This is a genomic window from Clostridium sp. UBA7503, from assembly GCF_002477055.1.
Classification (GTDB): Bacteria; Bacillota; Clostridia; order Clostridiales; family Clostridiaceae; genus Clostridium_J; species Clostridium_J sulfidigenes.
The window spans coordinates 58,985-77,020 of the sequence record NZ_DLNT01000045.1 but is presented as its reverse complement, the minus strand read 5'-3'; the positions used below and the strand labels follow the sequence as shown (position 1 = coordinate 77,020).

Here is an 18,036-nt window from a genome sequence, read left to right as displayed (position 1 = left end):
TAAAGACTCCTTTTGGGGAGTCTTTAATTATATAAATTTATGAGACTTCTTTATTGTTAATGCAATATTGCAATATATCTAGGCTATCACTATCATAAACTTCAAATTCTTTTATTGACCTAATGATTTCTTTTTTTGCATGCTCAATATATCCATGTTTAAAATATAGTTTTCCTAGATTAAGAAGTACAAATTTATTATTTATTAAATTTAGTAAGTGTACAGCTATTTTAAGTTCATCATATTTATTATTTATAAGCAATATTTCACATATCTCTAGAATAATATCAAGATACTCACTTTCATCTTCCTCTTCTGATAAAAGAGTGGTGGATTCTTTTGTAAATAATTTTAAAAACTGTGAATATACTTCCAATAGTTTTTTATTGTAACCTGATAAGGAATCTTCTTTAAAATTTGATAATAAGGATAAAGCTTTATTACAATTATTAGTTAATACACTACTTATAACTTTGTACATTGAAAAATATAAATTTAAAGAATTATCATGAACTATATTATTCATGTCAATGCACTTAGTAAAGGAACCAGACATTACAAGACACTTTGCTTTAAGTAATACCAACTCTTCAGTAATAGTTTCAGATAGTTCGCATTTTTCTACATATTCCAATGCTATTTCATAGAATCCTTCATTATAAAACAAATCTGCAATAATATGATTAGATTTTGGAGAACTAGAAATAAGGTCTTCTATAATCCTTTTAAAACTATCCGTTGGGGTATTTTTGATTTTTAATATATCTCCAATAAGGTATAAGGGATTAAGGAAATCAGATTTTGATTTAAGTGTTTTAATATAATAATTGTGTGCAGCATCATAGTCTTTTAGTGTGAAGTAGGCATTGCCTAACTCGTAGTATGCCTTAAAACTTCCTATTCCATATAAACATTTTAATTCAGATGGTGCTTCACCTAGCTCAATACATTCTTTAAGAGCATCTATCTGAAGTGTAGGCATATTCATATCTTTAAAAATAAGAGATTTTAAAAAATATAAGTCAGTAAATTTTGGATAATGCTTAATGCCGATGTCTATGAATTTAAAAGCGGTATCATAATTTTTAATTTTATAGTTTAAGAAAACTATCCTAAATATTAGTAAATAACTGTATCCATTGTATGGGTCAAATTTCTCATAGGATTTATAGTAATGTTCTAACGCAGTTTCATTATCATTTAATGCTGCGTATTCAGTACCTAGGTTAAAGTGAGCAAAGGAATCATTGGGGTGTTTTTTTATTTGATCATTTAAAATAGGTATATTTCTATTTCTTTTATTCTTAGATTCTATTGACTTAGTCATATATCCATAATGATTAATTTGCATTAATTGATAAATTGCTTTATATTTGTTCTCTGAGTATACTAATTGATTATGAATTTCTCCCTCATAGTGAGTTCCATGGTTATTTTTAAATAGTCTAGGATTTAAATTTATAGTTATTGAATTATCATCAACAATATTTCCATAATAATTTAATGTTTCAAAGTAGTAAATTGCATTTTCATCTAACTGTCTATTTAATAAATTTTTCAAATTTTCTTGATTTTTAGGGGATAATTTATCATCTGCATCTAATATAAGTATCCAATCTTTGGTAGCATATTTTAGGGATTCATTTCTAGCTTCACTAAAGTTATTGTGCCAAGGAAAATAGTAAACTTTAGCCCCAAAGCTTTTGGCTATATCTACAGTTTTATCCGTAGACCCTGTATCAACAACAATTATCTCATCCACAATATCTTTAATACTGTTAAGGCAGTTTGGCAAATAGTTTTCTTCATTTTTTACAATCATACATAAGCTTACTTCATTTCTCATAATATATAATCTCCTCTTTTAAATAAAAGCTTCATTGTTTTAATAAATAAAATAGTATATTAATTTTACTATATATACTATGTGAAAATTTAATGAACTGTTCTTGTAGTAAACATTACTATTTGCAAAACAAAATAGAGTACAATGGCGAAATTATAATTACTATGTATGCATTTATAAAAGTAATTACATGAATATTAAGTTTGCAAATCACATTTTGTGTATAAGGTCATATAATATATCAGGAGTAAAATCCTAAAAATAAATTTGGGGGATGAATTTTATGGCTTTAACAATTGATTTTGATACTCCTCAAACTGGTACACCTCGTTCTGTTGGAGTTACAGGCACTGTTGCTAGGAATAGTCTTGCTTATTTAACAATTAGACTTAATGTTACAAATGCTGTTTCAGCAGGAAGAGATAGATCATTTTATAGAGTAATTGCTTATGATAATACAGCAAATGGAACATCATTAGCTGTTAATACTTCTTATACTTTGTCAATTGTACCAAAGTTTATAACAGGTGATACTGTTGACGAATCTACTGGTGTAGTAACCGCATGGTCATACACTATCTAGACTATTTAAAATAGCATGGAGCAATTTATTGCTCCATGCTTTAAACTAATGGTTTAAAAAAGAGGTGACAAATTTGTCAAATATAATAATTTATGCTACTAAGAGTCTTACGGTAACCAGTAAATTGATAAACGGAAATATGAATAAGCCTACTATAACTGTAGGTAATGATGGTATACACAGTTATATTAGTTACTTATTTTTTGATATTTCTAATATACCAATGAATGCATCAATTTCTAGTGCAGAACTTGTATTGTTTAAGACAAATAACTTTTATGATGATTGTAGGAAAACATTTTCTATATACCCACTATGTGATTATTTCAGCACTTATACAACTTTCAATAATCAGCCAAAAATAAATTGTAATATTAGAAAAAATTTTCATCCAATAACTTCAAATATAGCTATAACGGTAGATTTAACCGAATTTGTTGTATTATGGTTACAAAATAAATTAAGTAATACAGGGATAGCATTACTTGATAGAAGTAATAGTATTCTTACACAATTTGGTTCGTCAATATGTAAGGATAGATATCTTGTTCCATTTTTAAAAGTGGTTATAAACGACGAGTGTAAATGTTGTAAGGAATGCAATTGTTGTAACAAAGGCGAAGGTACTATAAGGCAGGTAAATGTCAAGGGAACTGTTGCAGAGGATTCAAAGTATGTAGCCATAGTAAATATTGGAGTAACAAGAAGTGATACTGGACATACAGATAATTATTATGTAACTGATGAATATAACAATTTATCAAATAGTAGTCCTCTTTATGTAGATAAAATCTATAATATGGCTATAGTACCAAAGGAAAATCCAGGAGATATAGAGACTGTAAGTTTTTATGGTTCATATAAGGAGTAGATTATTATTTTCTAATATAGTTAGTAATCTTTTGTTTAAATTAATATAAAACTGTATGATTACTAATTAACATAAAATATGGTAAAGATAAATAAGATTTTATTAGATAGATTACCAATAGAATAAGTATATATTAGCATATTTAATAATAGCGATAAAGGAGAGATAGTATGGATGAAAATGTAAGTAGTATGAGAGTTGATTCTGAGAAAAGTAATAAAAAAAATATTGTATTTTTCGTAAAGCAGGGACTAGATAGTTTTTTAAAAGATATTATTAATGGATTATCCCATGACTATGTTACTAAAAAAATAGTGGTAACAAATTTAAAACAAATTGATGAAGGGATGAAGTGTGCCGATATATGCTGGTTTGAGTGGTGTGATGAATTAATATCCTATGGAAGTAAACTTGACATTGCTAAAGAAAAAAATATTATATGTAGAATACACAGCTATGAATCCTTTACTGAATACCCATGTAATGTTTACTGGAAAAATGTTGATAAAATCATATTTGTATCAGAACATATAAGGAATTTTACTATTGATAGTTTCAATATAGATAAAGAGAAAACAATGGTAATTCCTAATGGTATAGATATTTCTAAATGGACTTTTAAAGACAGAAAACCTGGGTTTAATATTGCATATGTTGGTTATATAAACTATAAGAAAGGACCTATGCTATTGCTTCATACTTTTAAAGCTATATACGATAAAAACAACCAATATAAATTATATATTGCTGGTAAATTTCAAGATGCTAGGGATGTTTTGTATTTTAATCAAATGATAAAAGAATTCGGGTTAGAAGATAATGTGATTTATGAGGGGTGGCAGGATAATCTAGATAAATGGTTAGAAGACAAAAATTATATTTTATGTACAAGTGTATTGGAGTCACAAAACATAAGTATTATGCAAGCCATGGCAAAAGGAATAAAACCTATAATCCATAATTTTGTTGGTGCAAAAGAAATATATCCTCAGTGTTTGATTTGGAATACAATAAATGATGCTCTTAAGATGTTAATTGATAGTAAATATGATTCTCAAGAGTATAGTTGTTTTGTTAAGAATGATTTTGAATTTCAGGACCAAATAGAAAAACTAAAGGCATTATTCATAACTCTAGCTGAAACAAAAAAAGTTTCAATGATTGAGCAACCATTAGTTACTATAGGAATAACAAATTATAATGGTAATAAATACCTATCAAAATGTGTAGATTCTTTTATAAATCAAACCTATCCTAATATAGAAATTTTAATTATAGATGACTGTTCAACAGACGGCTCTGATGAAATAATTAGAAACTATGAGAAAAAACATAAAAATATACACGGAATTTATCATAGTCTGAACTCAGGTGGAGCATCAAAAGGAATTCAAGAAATTATTAGTAACGCAAAGGGGAAGTATTTTCAATGGATTGCTTGTGATGACTTTGTAGAAAGGGAGGCTGTTTATAAATTTGTAGAGTATTTAGAAGAAAATCCCAACAAGGACTATGTATTTAGTGACTTTAATATAGTGGATGAAGATAATATAATAGTTCAGCAATGGAATTACCAAGTTCATCCTAAAGATGAGGTCATTGAACGTATTTTTAAATCTGCATCGGGTGTTATACCTATGAATTGTCTTCATAGATTGAACTTTTTTAAGGATAATAAAATAAGTTGGATAGTTTATAAAAGCAATGATTTTTCTGCAGATACATTGAATTGTCTGCAGTTAATAAAATATAATTGGAATTATGGAAAAGTAGGTGGTGCAGTAATAAATTATAGAATTCATTCAAATAATTTATCACATAACTTACAAAGGAGAATAGATTCATCTGTTACTATATTCGATTATATAATTAAAAATTTTAAAGAAGAAGTATATGCATCTGAAATTCAATGGAATCAATTTGAAGATAGGATCCAGCTAAAAAATTATGTAATAGCTCAATTTTATTATAATCAAATTCAAAATCATTTAAATATGAAAGCAATACCACAATATATAAAGTGTAATGTTACTAAGGAAGAAATAATAAAATATTGTTTTGTTTTTGCAAAGGAAGGTATGAAGTATATTGATGAAGGATTAAAACATGGAGGAGTTTTTCTAAATGAATTTCTCAATTTAAAAGGATTATACGATACGTATAAAAAAGAAGTAGAAGATTTAGGAGGTATTTAGTGAATAGCAGTAACATGATTAATTCTAGAGTTTTTAATTCCACATACTTTTAGGCATAAAAAAGTAATTTTAAGTAATTTATACAAAAAAGTACAGATTTCTGTTAAAATAATATTAGAAATTATTTAATATAATTATATAAGGAGGAATTATAAAATGGAAAAAAAGACAAGGGGATTTTGGACCACATTAGTGTTAGTACTTTACATTCTGGGGGGAATTGGGTCACTTTTTACTCCACTTACCAATAAGACCACAGCTCAAATGTTTCCAGAGCTTGCCCTTAGCAATGGCTTGGTAGTATTTTCAATTATATCTGGGATAATACTTTTAGTTATTACTATTGGAATTTTCATGTGGAAAAAGGTTGCGGTATATGCTTTAGCAGTGTATCAACCTGTTTGCTTTTTAATAGGATTAATTGCAACTCCAATTTTTAGTTGGTTAACTGTAGTTTCAGGAATAATAGGAATTGTAATAGCATATCTAATAGTGTTTAGCCTACTTAAAAAGATGAAACATAACGAAGAAGTAGAAAATTCAATGAATGTATAAAATTAGTGTATAATAATAAAGAAGATAGAATCTATCTTCTTTATTTATTATAAAATGGGACAAGGAGTGATGAATTTGAAGATGAATTTTAATCTTTCGAAGAAGAAAAAGTATATACTGATTGTAATTGCAGTAGTATTATTTATAATACTTTCAGCAGTAATAATTGCTATAAAGCTAAAAGGACCCAAAAAGGAAATATCAATTACGCATAAAGATAGTTATGAAATCAAAGGAGAAGAAACATTAAAATTTAATGGTATTAGTATTATAAGTGATGAGCAAATTATTATTGTAGATAAGTCACAAGGAGAATTAAAAGGTATCAAAGTTAAAGATGGACAAGAGGTAAAGAAAGGCGAAGTATTATTTTCTTATCTAAATACTGTAGTTGAAGATCAAATAGCACAGTATGATAGGGAAATAACTTCAAATAATGGCAAAGTATCTAGAGTGAAGAAAGAAAAGGATAAAGTTAACACAAGCATTGATAAGCTACAAGGAGATTTAAATGCTATAAGTGGTGAACTAAATAAAGTTCAGAGTGAAATATCTAAGCTTAGTACATCAGAAGAAAAAGAAGCTCAAAGTCAATATAATGAGTTATTGAAAACAAAAGATGTCCTTGAAGGTAAGCAACTAGAAGTTTCTCAACAAATAGAAATGTTAAGGAGTCAAGTTAATGGCATAGAAACTGAAGTAGCAAGTTATGAAGAGGGAAACAAGTCAATAGTAACTGAAAGGGATATTTTAAAGAAAAAAATAGGTAAAGATATAGTTGCAGATATAGATGGAGTTGTGAAAGTAAATAGCAAGGGTATAGATGACCCAACTGTAGCCTATATGAGAATAATATCTAAAGAGCCTTTAGTTAAAGCAGAAGTTTCTGAATTTGATGTAAAGAATTTAAAAATAGATGATGAAGTAATGTTAAAGGTTATTAGTAGTGGAGAATATATTAAAGGTACTATAACTGAAATTGACGAGCTACCTATTGAAGAACCAGGAAGAACTACGACAGGATACAATTTTTACATAAAACCAGAAAAGAGTATCAGAATAGGGTTTAGCTTAGAGGTTAAGTGCAATTACAAAGGAATAGAAATACCTAAAGATTATGTATATGAAAAAGATTCTAAGATACATATACTTAAGGAAAAAGACGAATCTTATGAAGATATAGAAATAAGAGCAACTTTAGAAAATGATAAGTATTATTTATTAGATGGAGCTATAGGGATAGGAGATAGGTTGATTAAAAATCCTTCTACGGTACTAGAAGGGAGCAAATAATTATGATTAAATTAAAAGACATAAATAAGTTTTATGTTACAGGGGATGAAACTCTTCAGGCATTAAAGGATGTTAATTTAGAGATAAATAAGGGTGAGTTTTTAGCAATAATGGGACCCTCTGGATCAGGAAAGTCAACACTAATGAAAATATTAGGATTGCTAGATAAAAAATTTGATGGAAGTTACTCGTTTTTAGATAAAAATATAAGCTCTTTTTCAGATGATGCTTTAAGTAAGTTTAGAAATGAAAAGATAGGATTTGTATTTCAAGATTTTAACCTTATAAAAAGGCTTTCTATAAAGGAAAATATTGAAATACCTATGCTTTATAGAGGTCACAGAGTTAAGGAAACAAAGAAACGAGTTGTAGAACTATTAAAAAAGGTTAATCTTGAGAGTAAAATAAATAAGTATCCTACTGAATTATCAGGGGGACAACAACAGAGGGTATCTATTGCTAGAGCATTAATTAATAATCCTGATATAATAATTGCAGACGAACCTACAGGTGCTTTAGATAGCCATACATCTAAGGAAATAATGGGTATGTTTAAAGAACTTAATGATGAAGGAATTACTATAATTTTAATTACACATGATATAAATGTAGCAAGACAAGCTAATCGAATAATGTCTATTTTCGATGGTGAGCTTAAGGAAGGAGAATTTTAGATGAAGCTTAGTGTTCTAATTTTTTCTGCTTTAAGAAATCTTATAAGGAATAGAAAAAGATCTTTCTTAACTATGTTAGGTATAATAATAGGAATAGCAGCAGTAATTACCATAGTTGCATTAGGTGAGGGGTATAAGAATAAAACTATAAAAGACTTTACAGGGGAAAACGAAGGTAAAGTTGTATTAAATGCCATGTTTACTCCATCAAATGCGGAACATATTAATGCTACAGGAAATAGTTTTAATAATAATGATAAAAGAGCTGTAGAAAGATTACAAGGAGTTGAATCAGTAGAATATGTATATTCTAGCAATGAATATGGTGAATTTGTAGATTTACAAGTAAGGGGAGCTACTATTCAAGGAATGGCTTCAGAGGTAGAAAAAACTGATTCTCCAAAGATTATAGGAAGAAATTTAAGTGGAAAAGATAATGAAAATTCTACAAGAACTATGGTATTAAGAGAAAGTGTAATTGGTGATAAGGTTGGAGAAAAAGAAGAGCTAATAGGTGGCATTGCAACCTTAAGAGGTATTACATTTGAAATTGTAGGTATAATAGAATCAGATGAAGATGAGGAGTTTAGCTTTAGCTTTAAACCAGATATTCAAATTCCAAAGAACACCTATGATAAGTTTTTTCCTTCTAGTGATGTAGTTCAAGGATTGAGCATTACCTTAATTAATGGAGTAAATGTTAAGGATACTATTAAGGATATAGAAAATACCCTTAATGAGGAAGGCTCTAAAAAAGCTGAAGGTGAATATGTGGTAATGGATACCAGTGGAATAATAAAAATCATGGGCTCAGTATTAAATACATTAACTTTATTTATTGCTGGAGTTGCAGGAATATCATTATTTATTGCGGGAATAGGGGTTATGAATATGGTTTATACTTCTGTCTCTGAGAGAACTTTAGAAATTGGAATAAAAAGATCAATAGGAGCTAGAAGAAAAGATATAAAGCGAGAGTTTTTAGTAGAGGGAGTTGTTATTACTGTCACTGGTGGAGTGATAGGATATGTATTAGGGATAATAATTGCTAATATTATATCTTATTTTATGCATATGGCAATAATACCAAGCCTATTTACTGCATCTGTAGCTATAGGAATTTCCATATTTATAGGTATAGTATCTAGTATAATTCCTGCTAATAAGGCTGCTAGTGCAAATACAATTGATATTCTGAAATAAAATAGTGGTAGACTTTTAAAGTTAAAGGTCTACCACTTATCTATTTCTCAAGGTTTATTATGGTAATAGAATATGCATCGTATTCTATTAAGCCATCTTTTCTCATTTTATTTAATTCACGGGATAATGAAGATCTTTGTACTCCAAATTTTTCTGCTAAATCTTTTTTTGTTACTTTCAACTTAATTACATTACTTTTTTGAATATAGCTTTCATACATTAGAAAGTCAATTATACATTGTCTTATAGACTTAAGAGAAAGTATCTTTATTTTATCTGTTAAAATTAAAGTTTTGTCTGAGATAGAATGAAGAAATTTAGATAAAAAACTAGTATTACTTTGGCAGAGACTTAAAACTAAATCTTTTTTTTAGTGTATAAGTGTTACTTCCGTTTTTGCTAGAACCATCATTGGATAAAAGTTTTTATGGGAAAAAAGCAGATTTCCTCCTAGTTCACTGCCAATAGTAAAGTCACTTATTGAAATATAGTTTCCTTTCTCATCAATGCTTTGTACAGAGACAATTCCTTTCAAGACTATATCAAAAGTAACACATTTTTCATTTTGAAAATAAATTACGGAATTTTTTTTATAAGTTTTTATATTGAAGGAATCTTGTACAAATAAATGATTAATAGTGCTTATATAAATATCTTTAAATAATTCTGTATTTTCAAGAATAGAAATAAAATCTAACATTATTATTTCCCCTTTTCAAAATTAGTTACCTTGGTAACTGATTATAATATTAAAACAAATTATAATACAAGTAAAGATATTGAAGGGAGAAAATAAAATGGATATTTTCACAATAATTCTTTGGGTAATTACATTGACGTGGTTTATTTGGTCAATAAATAAAGATAAAAAGAAAACTTTTAGCTCCATTAAAATGTCAACGGGACTAATGAAAAGCATGATAGGAGAAATTATAGGAATACTTTTTCTTATAGGATTAATACTTACATTCATTCCACCAGATACAATTAAATATTATTTAGGACAATCTAATATTTTTATGTCTACAATTATTTCTGCATTTGTAGGAAGCATCACTTTAATACCAGCTTTTGTTGCTTTTCCACTGGTAGGTTCCCTAGTAAATGCAGGAGCTAGTATAGTTCCTATAGTGGCATTTTTAACAACTCTTACCATGGTTGGTTTTGTTACGTTTCCTCTTGAAAGAAGAGAATTTGGTGTTAAGTTTGCATTGATTAGAAACTCATTAAGTTTTATATTTGCTATCACTATAGCACTTTTAATGGGGGTGATAATATGAGTTTAATTATTAAAAGAGTAAAAAATAATATGTTACTAACTTTTGTTATTTTAGCTTATTTGTTTTTATTGATTCTTATGCCGGATAAAGGAATTAGGGCTTTAAATAATAGCTTATATTATGTGAAAGAAATGCTTATAATAATGCCAGTAATACTTCTACTAACAGCTCTCATTGAGGGATGGGTTCCTAAAAAAACTATAGAAAATGCGCTAGGTGAAGGTTCAGGGGTTAAAGGGTATATATTTTCCTTTTTACTAGGTAGTTTTTCAGCAGGTCCTATTTATGCAGCTTTTCCTGTATGTAAGATGCTTATAAAAAAAGGAGCCAGTATATCAAATATAGTAATAATCTTAAGTGCTTGGGCAGTAATTAAGATTCCAATGCTAGCAAATGAATCTAAGTTTTTAGGTCCTAAATTTATGGCGATTCGATGGAGCTTAACTACAATATATATTATTATAATAGCGATTATCACTTCAAGATTTGTTAAAAAAGAAGAATTAATTAAAGAAGATATCATAGAAAAGGAAGATGCAATACTAAGTATAGAAGAGGACTTTTGTATTGGTTGTGGATTATGTACAAGTATAGCATCAGAAGATTTCACATTAGAAAATAAAAAAGCAAAGGTTAATAAAAGTATATTAAAGTCACAAGAAAGTGAAAAGATTAAACTAGCTATATATAAATGTCCTGTAAAGGCAATTAAGTATAAATAATATATTATAAAAAGTAAAAATATAGAGGAGAGATTTATAGTGGTTGAAAAAATTTATCAAATGACTAACAGTGATAGTAGAACAGTTGAAATGCTTATTTCAGATGAAAATGTTCATTACTTACACATGATTTTTAATAAAGGAGAAGGACTTCCAGAGCATTTTTCAAATTCTAATGTTTATATGGTTGTACTAAAAGGCACGTTATCAATTGGACTAGATAATCAAGAAATTCATGAATACAAAGAAGGCGCTTTATTAAAAATACCATTTAAAACTAAGATGAATGTTGGTAATAAACATGATGAAATTTTAGAATTAACTGTGGTAAAGTCACCTGCTCCATCTAAATAATTACACAATAGGGTAAAAACTTTTAATTAATATATATAATTTACTGAATTCAAAATAAATAATTTAATAAGTTAAAAAGCTGCTGAATATTCAATGTAATATTCAATAGCTTTTATTATATTACTGTAATTTTCAACAGAACTTAATTAATAATATATTGATTCAAAATAAAATATTGTGGTATAATTGTATATCATTTCAATAATCAATAATTATTGTTTATTGAAATAAGTTATTCTTAAGGTTAAAATAAAAATAAAGTCTTAAATACATGGAGAAGAAATAATATGAAGAAAAATTGGATTATCATTATAATAATCATAACCGTGGCTATAGGATTAGGAGCCGTTACATACAATAGCTACATAAAGAATAATTATACTGAAAATATCATTAAAAATAATAAAAATAAGTATGATGCATCAGCAGAAATAAAGGATGCATTAAATTTATTAAGTAGTAAAAAACAAGCTGAAATCATAACTAATGCAAAAACTTCATCTAATATAGTAGCTTTATCCTTTGAAGGTATCAGTAATGCTAATACTATGGGAGAAATAGTGGAATTATTAAATGAGTATGGTGTAAAAGCAATTTTTTTTATTCCAGGTATTAAAGCTGGAGAAGATCCTACCACAGTAAAAAACATTAAAAAAGCAGGTCATTTAGTAGGAAGCGAAACTCTTTCAGATGCTAGGCATATGGAAAAGTTATCTCAGAAAGAACTAATTACTGATTTTTGCCGTGGTAATAAGATAATAGAAACTATAATTAAGGAGAAACCAAATTTACTAAAGTGTAAATCTACCAAATACACTGATGAAGTCCTAGAGGCAGCATACGCCTCAGGTAATAAGTACGTGGTTCATAGTGATCATTATCTTAGTTATCAAAGTTTCAAGGATTATGGGCAAGCTCAGAATTATGTAAACAAATTAGATAAGGGCACAATTATTTCCATTAAGGTTAATGGTGTTCTTGATGATTTTGAATATGAAGGAGAAGAACAAGAGGAAAAGCCAGCTATAGATAAAGAAGCAGAGATAGAAGAATCTACTAAGGATAAAAGAGAAGAAATAACAGTTGTTAAAATTGTAGAATGGTTGTTGAAGGCCATAGATGAACAGAAAATAACTGTTGTCCAAGTGAATGAATTAGCAGGAATGAAAAGTGATGATGAAACTTCTTCATCTGAAAATATGTCAAATAAAGATGATATATATATAGATGAAAGTTATAAAGAAGAAAAAAATACTTCACAAGGAAATAGTGAAGATAAAAATTATTCAGATTTAGTAAATTTTAAGGAGTTAATAGAAAAAAATAATGGTAATCTTGCTTCTAATATTTCAGAGTTTTACACTACTAAAAAAGCACTATCCTATACCTTTAGAGGATTAGGTAATGAAACTGCATTAAATTCAGTTTTAATATCTTTAGATAAAATAAAGGCTAAAGGAACTTTCTTTGTTACTAAGGATGAGATAGAAAAATATCCAGATAGAATTGCTAACATATTAAAGAAAGGTCATGAAATTGGCAATGGGGGAATAACAGTTAGTTCAAGTTTATTAGACAAATCTACAGAAGAGATTTGTAAAGAAATATATGAAGTAGATAATTTATTAAGGAAGATTGGTGTAAATACTAAAGCATACATGCCTGGATATGGTTATGTTGATGCTGAGGTTCAAGAAGCTTTATCTGTTATTAATAAAACTAATGGTATTAAGGGTTATGAATTGTTTACTTATTCTAAATCACCTATTAATCATAAATATAAAAACATGAATGCAGAAGCAGTTGTAAAAGATTATTTTAATGTAAATACCTACATGTCATTAAGAAAAGGTGAGATTGTTTACTTTAGACTAGATTCAGATTTATTTGAAGATAAGAATACTGTAGCAAATATTATTGAATTAATTACCGCTAACTATGTAAAAAGTGGACATGCTAATAAATATAATGAAGCAACACAATCCTATATTTTAGTTGAAAAGCCATTGAATTACTCTGTTGAGACTTTAAGTGAATTACAACACACTATGGAATCATCTTCACAATTAGGGAGATATAGGATGGCGGGGAATAATATTAACTCATTAATTAGGAGGTCTTATGAAGAAGCTTTATCTATGATGAAATCTAATTACATAGGTAATAAGTATGTTGATTTAGGTGATTTAAGTGAAGAGGAACAGGTTTTAATGGATAAGACAGGGACTATTGATACCAATGGAGAAGATGTAATATTCTTTACCTTCGATGATTGGGGAGGAGATCCTGTGGTTAATGAGATTTTAGATGTACTTAATAAACATAAAGTAAAAGGAAGCTTTTTTGTAATATCAAAATACATTGATACTAATGGAAATGTATCTAATGCTAATCCTAATTTACTTAGAACAATTGCATTCAATGGCCACGATATTGGAAGTCATAACTATAATCATGAAACTTTAGATGTAAACAAGAATAAATTGGATATTTCTTTAGTTAAATCCTATGATGCTATGGCTAATGTTATAGGTGATTTAAATTCATTAAGACCATACTTTAGACCACCAACTTTACTTGTTAAAAAGGAAGGGCTAGCACAGGTATTTGAAAGTGGATTTAAATATTCTATTAATGGAAATATTTCAACTCATGATTATGAAAGTAATTCTTCCCAACAAATTGTTAATTCATTGGAAGAAAGTTTAATTAAAGGTAGAGGAAATATTATAGTAATGCATATGAACAATCAAAGTTATTATACAGCAGAAGCCTTAGATATTTTCTTAACTAATAATGAGAATGGAGTATACGGAACAAAGTATAGAATTGCAAAGCTAAGCGATTATTTAGAAAAATAATTTTTATAACATATGAGGAGTTTAAAAATGAGGTTAGATACTATATGAAAAAATTAAAAAAAGATGAAATCTGTGATGTCCTTTTAAATCCCCGTAAAGATAGACGGTTATTATCAAATGTTCCTGATAAGGAAGAAATTAGAGATAATATTGACCGTAGAGGATATCAACTTTTGGATGACCATAAAGAAGACCCTAGTGGTTTTATAATGAGTAAGAATGCTGGTATAAGATATGTAATGAAAACAGATGTGGAAGTTATTTGTAAAAGTAGCAAGGGGAATAAAAAGTTATTAGTAAAATCTATAGACATTTCTACCACGGGGCTTTTGTTAGAATTAGAAGATGAAACACAATTAAATATAATAAACAATGCTGAGAAAATAAAATTAAAATTTAAAATATTACCAGGATCGATGCCTGAGGGCTACGAAATGAAAGTGAAAATTAAAGGTGAAAAAGTTAGAGATTCTATAACATCTGATGGAGAAATTATCTGTGGAATAGAGTTTACAGAAACTTTGTCAGAGTATTCAAGTAGAAAAAAAGATAGATATGTACTTGTTACTTCTAGTTTTCTTTTATTATTTATTACATTATTTATTATATTAATGCGTGCAGAAAGTATTATATATTTTAAATTTAATAAATGGATATACCTTTATAGTATTATTGCAGCAGTATTTTTGCTTAGTAGATATTTATTTGGAATGTTATATAAACCTATGCCAATAGATGTGGATTATACACCGGGAGTAACTATTATTATTCCTTGCTTTAATGAAGAAGAGTGGATTGAAAGAACAATTCTAAGTTGCATAAATCAAGATTATCCTATAGACAAACTGGAAGTTATAGTAGTAGATGATTGTTCTAATGATAAGTCTGTAGAAAAAATTAAAGAAACTGTTGAGAGGTTAAGTAGTGAAGCAGAGAGATTTGAAACAAAACATAGGTTAAAATATTTTGTGCAAGAAAATAATCTAGGTAAAAGGGATGCTTTATGCAGAGGAGTTAAGGAGGCTAAACATGACTTAGTTGTATTTGTTGATTCAGATAGCTTTTTAGACCCCTTTGCTATAAGAAATTTAGTTCAACCTTTTAAAGATCCTAAAATGGGAGGAGTATCAGGAAGGACTGATGTGGCTAATACATACACTAATGTATTAACAAAGATGCAATCAGTGCGTTATTACATAGCCTTTAGAATTATGAAGGCAGCAGAGGCTTATTTTGATGCTGTTACCTGTTTATCAGGACCATTGGCTTGTTATAAGAAACAAATAATTCTAGATAATATGGATTCATGGTTAAATCAAAGGTTTTTAGGTCAGAAGGCAACCTTTGGAGATGATCGTGCTATGACTAATTTTGTGTTAAAAGGCCATCGAACAAGTTATCAAGATACAGCTATCTGTTCTACCATTGTACCTAATAAATATAAAATATTTCTTAAGCAACAAATGAGGTGGAAGCGTTCATGGCTAAGAGAATCAATAATTGCAGGTAAATTTATGTGGAAAAAGGAGCCTTTTATGGCAGTATTCTTTTACATGGGTGTAGTAGTGCCTATTGTTGCACCAATAGTTGTTACATATAACTTAATTTATGTTCCAATTATCCATAAGATATTTCCAACAACCTTCTTAGTAGGAATATTGATGATGGCTTTGATGATGAGTTTTGCTCAAATGTTTCTTAGAAAAAGTACTACATGGGTTTTTGGTATGGTATTTTGCATTTATTATGAGGCAGTATTATTGTGGCAGATGCCTATTGCATGGGTAACCTTTTGGAAGTCCACATGGGGCACGCGAATGACTCCAAGTGATATAAAGGCTCAAAAGAAGAAGGAACAGAGGGCTACTTCTAGTAAGCTTAAGAAAAGAGGAGAGAAAAACAATGAAAAGTAATACTTTTTTTCCTAAAAAGAAAGATAGGATTAAGATAGCAAGAGGTATATTACAAGGAGTTATTTTAATTATATTGTTAATAGTTATTATAAAAGCTTTATTTTCATTCTCTGTATATGAGCCTTACAATTCATCTAAGATAAGTAATAATCAAGATAGTGGATTCATTGCAGTATCATATTTTGGTATAGATAGAACAGGAAATGATACCTTAATAAGTACCAAAAGATTGGATGAACAGCTTAAAGCATTAAAAGATAACGGATATGTAACAATTTCTCAAAAGGATGTAGTGGATTATTATTCAAAAGGTAAGACATTACCACCTAAATCAATATTTTTGCTATTTGAAGATGGAAGAAGAGATACAGCAATATTTTCTCAAAAAATCATAGAAAAATACAATTTAAAGGCAACTATGCTAACTTATGCTGATAAATTTGAAAAGGAAGACTCGAAATTTTTAAGTTCTAATGAGCTATTAGAGTTAGTAGATAGTTCTTACTGGGAATTAGGTACAAATGGGTATAGACTTGAGTACATAAATGTATTTGATAAAAATTCAAATTACTTAGGCAATTTAAATTCAGTTCAGTTTGCAGAATCAGCTTCAAGTATGGAGAGAGATTATAATCACTATTTAATGGATTATATTAGAGATGAATATAATATTCCCAAAGAGTCCTATGAAGAAATGAAACAGCGTATTGATAGTGACTATAGGGCTTTATCTAAAGTGTATACTAATGAAATTAGTCAAGTGCCTAAGGTATATGCTTTAATGCATTCTAATACAGGTCAGTTTGGTACTAATGACAAGGTAAGTGAAATAAATGGTAAATGGATTAAAGAGTTATTTAATATGAATTTTAATAGGGAAGGTTTTTCGCTAAATACAATAGATAGTTCAATCTATGATTTAACTAGAATTCAACCACAGTCCTATTGGTCAACCAATCATTTGTTAATGAGAATCTGGAATGATACGAAGCAGGATATTAGATTTGTAATTGGAGATAAAGAAAAGGCAAGTAAATTTAAAGAGGTATCAGGAAAAGCAGAGTTTAAGGATGATGCTATTATATTAACATCTTTATCAGAAGGAAAAGGTATCCTTAAACTATTAAATAGTGATACTTATAAGGATATTAAGGTGTCAACAATATTAAATGGGAATATCATAGGTTCTCAAGGTATTTATTTGCGAGCTAATGATGATCAAAGTGATAGTTTATGTGTTAGACTTATGAATAATGTAATAAGTATTATTGAAAATTCAAAAGGCAACTCTAATGTCATATTTTCACTAGACTTAAGTAAAAATAAAGAGGAAAAATTTGATATAAGAGATGGAGGAAGCATAAAGGTTGATATAACATTAATTAATGATAAAATTAGTGTAGACATTGATGGTACTAATATAGCTAAAGACTTGGATGTAACTAATGAGAATCAGGGAAGTATTTATTTAGAGTCTGCATGGGGAGAATATGGATATAGTCAAAGGAATATTGCAGATGATGTATATGATGGTGTATTTAAAAAGTTTAGGATAACTGATGTTAATGATAATGAATTGTATGATAGCTCACTAAAGGGAGTTGATAGTATAATTTATTCCATTAGAAATCTTACTGATAAAATTATAGACTATTTTATTAAATATTTATAGATTATAGAGGTGTT

The 18,036-nt window shown here is 28.2% G+C and carries 16 protein-coding genes; 13 read left to right on the top strand and 3 right to left on the bottom strand.

Going from position 1 to position 18,036, the window contains the following annotated elements; all coding sequences use genetic code 11:
• Window positions 1-37: 37 nt before the first annotated feature.
• The gene (locus tag B3630_RS12355) at window positions 38-1,846 is read right to left on the bottom strand and encodes a tetratricopeptide repeat-containing glycosyltransferase family 2 protein (RefSeq protein WP_346898585.1); all 1,809 of its coding nucleotides are present in this window, start codon (window positions 1,844-1,846) and stop codon (window positions 38-40) included.
• Between the two features lie 283 nt (window positions 1,847-2,129).
• On the opposite strand from B3630_RS12355, the gene B3630_RS12350 reads away from it, so the two are divergent.
• From B3630_RS12350 to B3630_RS12320, 7 genes are all read left to right on the top strand, one after another.
• Window positions 2,130-2,429, top strand: a complete 300-nt coding sequence (locus B3630_RS12350) for a hypothetical protein (RefSeq protein ID WP_346870502.1) — start codon at window positions 2,130-2,132, stop codon at window positions 2,427-2,429.
• Between the two features lie 73 nt (window positions 2,430-2,502).
• On the top strand, window positions 2,503-3,300 hold the full coding sequence (locus B3630_RS12345; RefSeq protein WP_346898583.1) for a DNRLRE domain-containing protein: 798 nt from the start codon (window positions 2,503-2,505) through the stop codon (window positions 3,298-3,300).
• 170 nt (window positions 3,301-3,470) lie between these two features.
• The gene (locus B3630_RS12340) at window positions 3,471-5,495 is read left to right on the top strand and encodes a glycosyltransferase (protein WP_346898581.1); all 2,025 of its coding nucleotides are present in this window, start codon (window positions 3,471-3,473) and stop codon (window positions 5,493-5,495) included.
• Window positions 5,496-5,651: 156 nt separating this feature from the next.
• Complete coding sequence (locus B3630_RS12335; RefSeq protein WP_346898579.1) at window positions 5,652-6,050, top strand: hypothetical protein; 399 nt, start codon at window positions 5,652-5,654, stop codon at window positions 6,048-6,050.
• An 81-nt stretch (window positions 6,051-6,131) separates the two neighbouring features.
• A complete protein-coding gene (locus tag B3630_RS12330) occupies window positions 6,132-7,343 on the top strand; it encodes an efflux RND transporter periplasmic adaptor subunit (RefSeq protein ID WP_346898926.1) in 1,212 nt (403 codons plus the stop codon).
• Window positions 7,344-7,345: 2 nt separating this feature from the next.
• A complete protein-coding gene (locus tag B3630_RS12325) occupies window positions 7,346-8,017 on the top strand; it encodes an ABC transporter ATP-binding protein (protein ID WP_346898577.1) in 672 nt (223 codons plus the stop codon).
• Window positions 8,018-9,220, top strand: coding sequence for an ABC transporter permease (locus B3630_RS12320; protein WP_346898575.1), 1,203 nt, complete (start codon window positions 8,018-8,020; stop codon window positions 9,218-9,220). It abuts the gene before it with no gap.
• Window positions 9,221-9,260: 40 nt separating this feature from the next.
• On the opposite strand, the gene B3630_RS12315 is transcribed toward B3630_RS12320, so the two are convergent.
• Window positions 9,261-9,440, bottom strand: coding sequence for a helix-turn-helix domain-containing protein (locus B3630_RS12315; RefSeq protein ID WP_346898573.1), 180 nt, complete (start codon window positions 9,438-9,440; stop codon window positions 9,261-9,263).
• A 150-nt stretch (window positions 9,441-9,590) separates the two neighbouring features.
• Window positions 9,591-9,920, bottom strand: coding sequence for a cyclic nucleotide-binding domain-containing protein (locus B3630_RS12310; protein ID WP_346898571.1), 330 nt, complete (start codon window positions 9,918-9,920; stop codon window positions 9,591-9,593).
• A gap of 97 nt (window positions 9,921-10,017) precedes the next feature.
• Here B3630_RS12310 and B3630_RS12305 point away from each other — a divergent pair, with 97 nt between their 5' ends.
• The 6 genes from B3630_RS12305 to B3630_RS12280 all read left to right on the top strand — a co-directional run bounded on the left by B3630_RS12305 (window position 10,018) and on the right by B3630_RS12280 (window position 18,022).
• A complete protein-coding gene (locus tag B3630_RS12305; RefSeq protein WP_346898569.1) occupies window positions 10,018-10,500 on the top strand; it encodes a permease in 483 nt (160 codons plus the stop codon).
• A complete protein-coding gene (locus B3630_RS12300) occupies window positions 10,497-11,222 on the top strand; it encodes a permease (protein WP_346898567.1) in 726 nt (241 codons plus the stop codon). The genes B3630_RS12305 and B3630_RS12300 overlap by 4 nt, the downstream gene beginning before the upstream one ends.
• A 39-nt stretch (window positions 11,223-11,261) precedes the next feature.
• Complete coding sequence (locus B3630_RS12295; protein WP_346870511.1) at window positions 11,262-11,576, top strand: cupin domain-containing protein; 315 nt, start codon at window positions 11,262-11,264, stop codon at window positions 11,574-11,576.
• A 287-nt stretch (window positions 11,577-11,863) separates the two neighbouring features.
• Complete coding sequence (locus B3630_RS12290; RefSeq protein WP_346898565.1) at window positions 11,864-14,437, top strand: polysaccharide deacetylase family protein; 2,574 nt, start codon at window positions 11,864-11,866, stop codon at window positions 14,435-14,437.
• 44 nt (window positions 14,438-14,481) lie between these two features.
• A complete protein-coding gene (locus B3630_RS12285; RefSeq protein ID WP_346898563.1) occupies window positions 14,482-16,350 on the top strand; it encodes a glycosyltransferase in 1,869 nt (622 codons plus the stop codon).
• Window positions 16,340-18,022: a glycoside hydrolase gene (locus tag B3630_RS12280; RefSeq protein ID WP_346898561.1), complete on the top strand. Its 1,683-nt coding sequence runs from the start codon at window positions 16,340-16,342 to the stop codon at window positions 18,020-18,022. Before B3630_RS12285 ends, B3630_RS12280 begins: the two co-directional genes overlap by 11 nt.
• The last annotated feature ends 14 nt before the right edge of the window (window positions 18,023-18,036 follow it).

Bases quoted from the DNA above. Each gene is read 5' to 3' on its own strand.
- B3630_RS12320 (WP_346898575.1), top strand. From the start codon at position 8,018: ATGAAGCTTAGTGTTCTAATTTTTTCTGCTTTAAGAAATCTTATAAGG.
- B3630_RS12285 (WP_346898563.1), top strand. From the start codon at position 14,482: ATGAAAAAATTAAAAAAAGATGAAATCTGTGATGTCCTTTTAAATCCC.
- B3630_RS12350 (WP_346870502.1), top strand. From the start codon at position 2,130: ATGGCTTTAACAATTGATTTTGATACTCCTCAAACTGGTACACCTCGT.
- B3630_RS12325 (WP_346898577.1), top strand. From the start codon at position 7,346: ATGATTAAATTAAAAGACATAAATAAGTTTTATGTTACAGGGGATGAA.
- B3630_RS12290 (WP_346898565.1), top strand. From the start codon at position 11,864: ATGAAGAAAAATTGGATTATCATTATAATAATCATAACCGTGGCTATA.
- B3630_RS12310 (WP_346898571.1), bottom strand. From the start codon at position 9,920: ATGTTAGATTTTATTTCTATTCTTGAAAATACAGAATTATTTAAAGAT.
- B3630_RS12335 (WP_346898579.1), top strand. From the start codon at position 5,652: ATGGAAAAAAAGACAAGGGGATTTTGGACCACATTAGTGTTAGTACTT.
- B3630_RS12330 (WP_346898926.1), top strand. From the start codon at position 6,132: ATGAATTTTAATCTTTCGAAGAAGAAAAAGTATATACTGATTGTAATT.
- B3630_RS12305 (WP_346898569.1), top strand. From the start codon at position 10,018: ATGGATATTTTCACAATAATTCTTTGGGTAATTACATTGACGTGGTTT.
- B3630_RS12300 (WP_346898567.1), top strand. From the start codon at position 10,497: ATGAGTTTAATTATTAAAAGAGTAAAAAATAATATGTTACTAACTTTT.
- B3630_RS12280 (WP_346898561.1), top strand. From the start codon at position 16,340: ATGAAAAGTAATACTTTTTTTCCTAAAAAGAAAGATAGGATTAAGATA.
- B3630_RS12355 (WP_346898585.1), bottom strand. From the start codon at position 1,846: ATGAGAAATGAAGTAAGCTTATGTATGATTGTAAAAAATGAAGAAAAC.
- B3630_RS12340 (WP_346898581.1), top strand. From the start codon at position 3,471: ATGGATGAAAATGTAAGTAGTATGAGAGTTGATTCTGAGAAAAGTAAT.
- B3630_RS12315 (WP_346898573.1), bottom strand. From the start codon at position 9,440: ATGTATGAAAGCTATATTCAAAAAAGTAATGTAATTAAGTTGAAAGTA.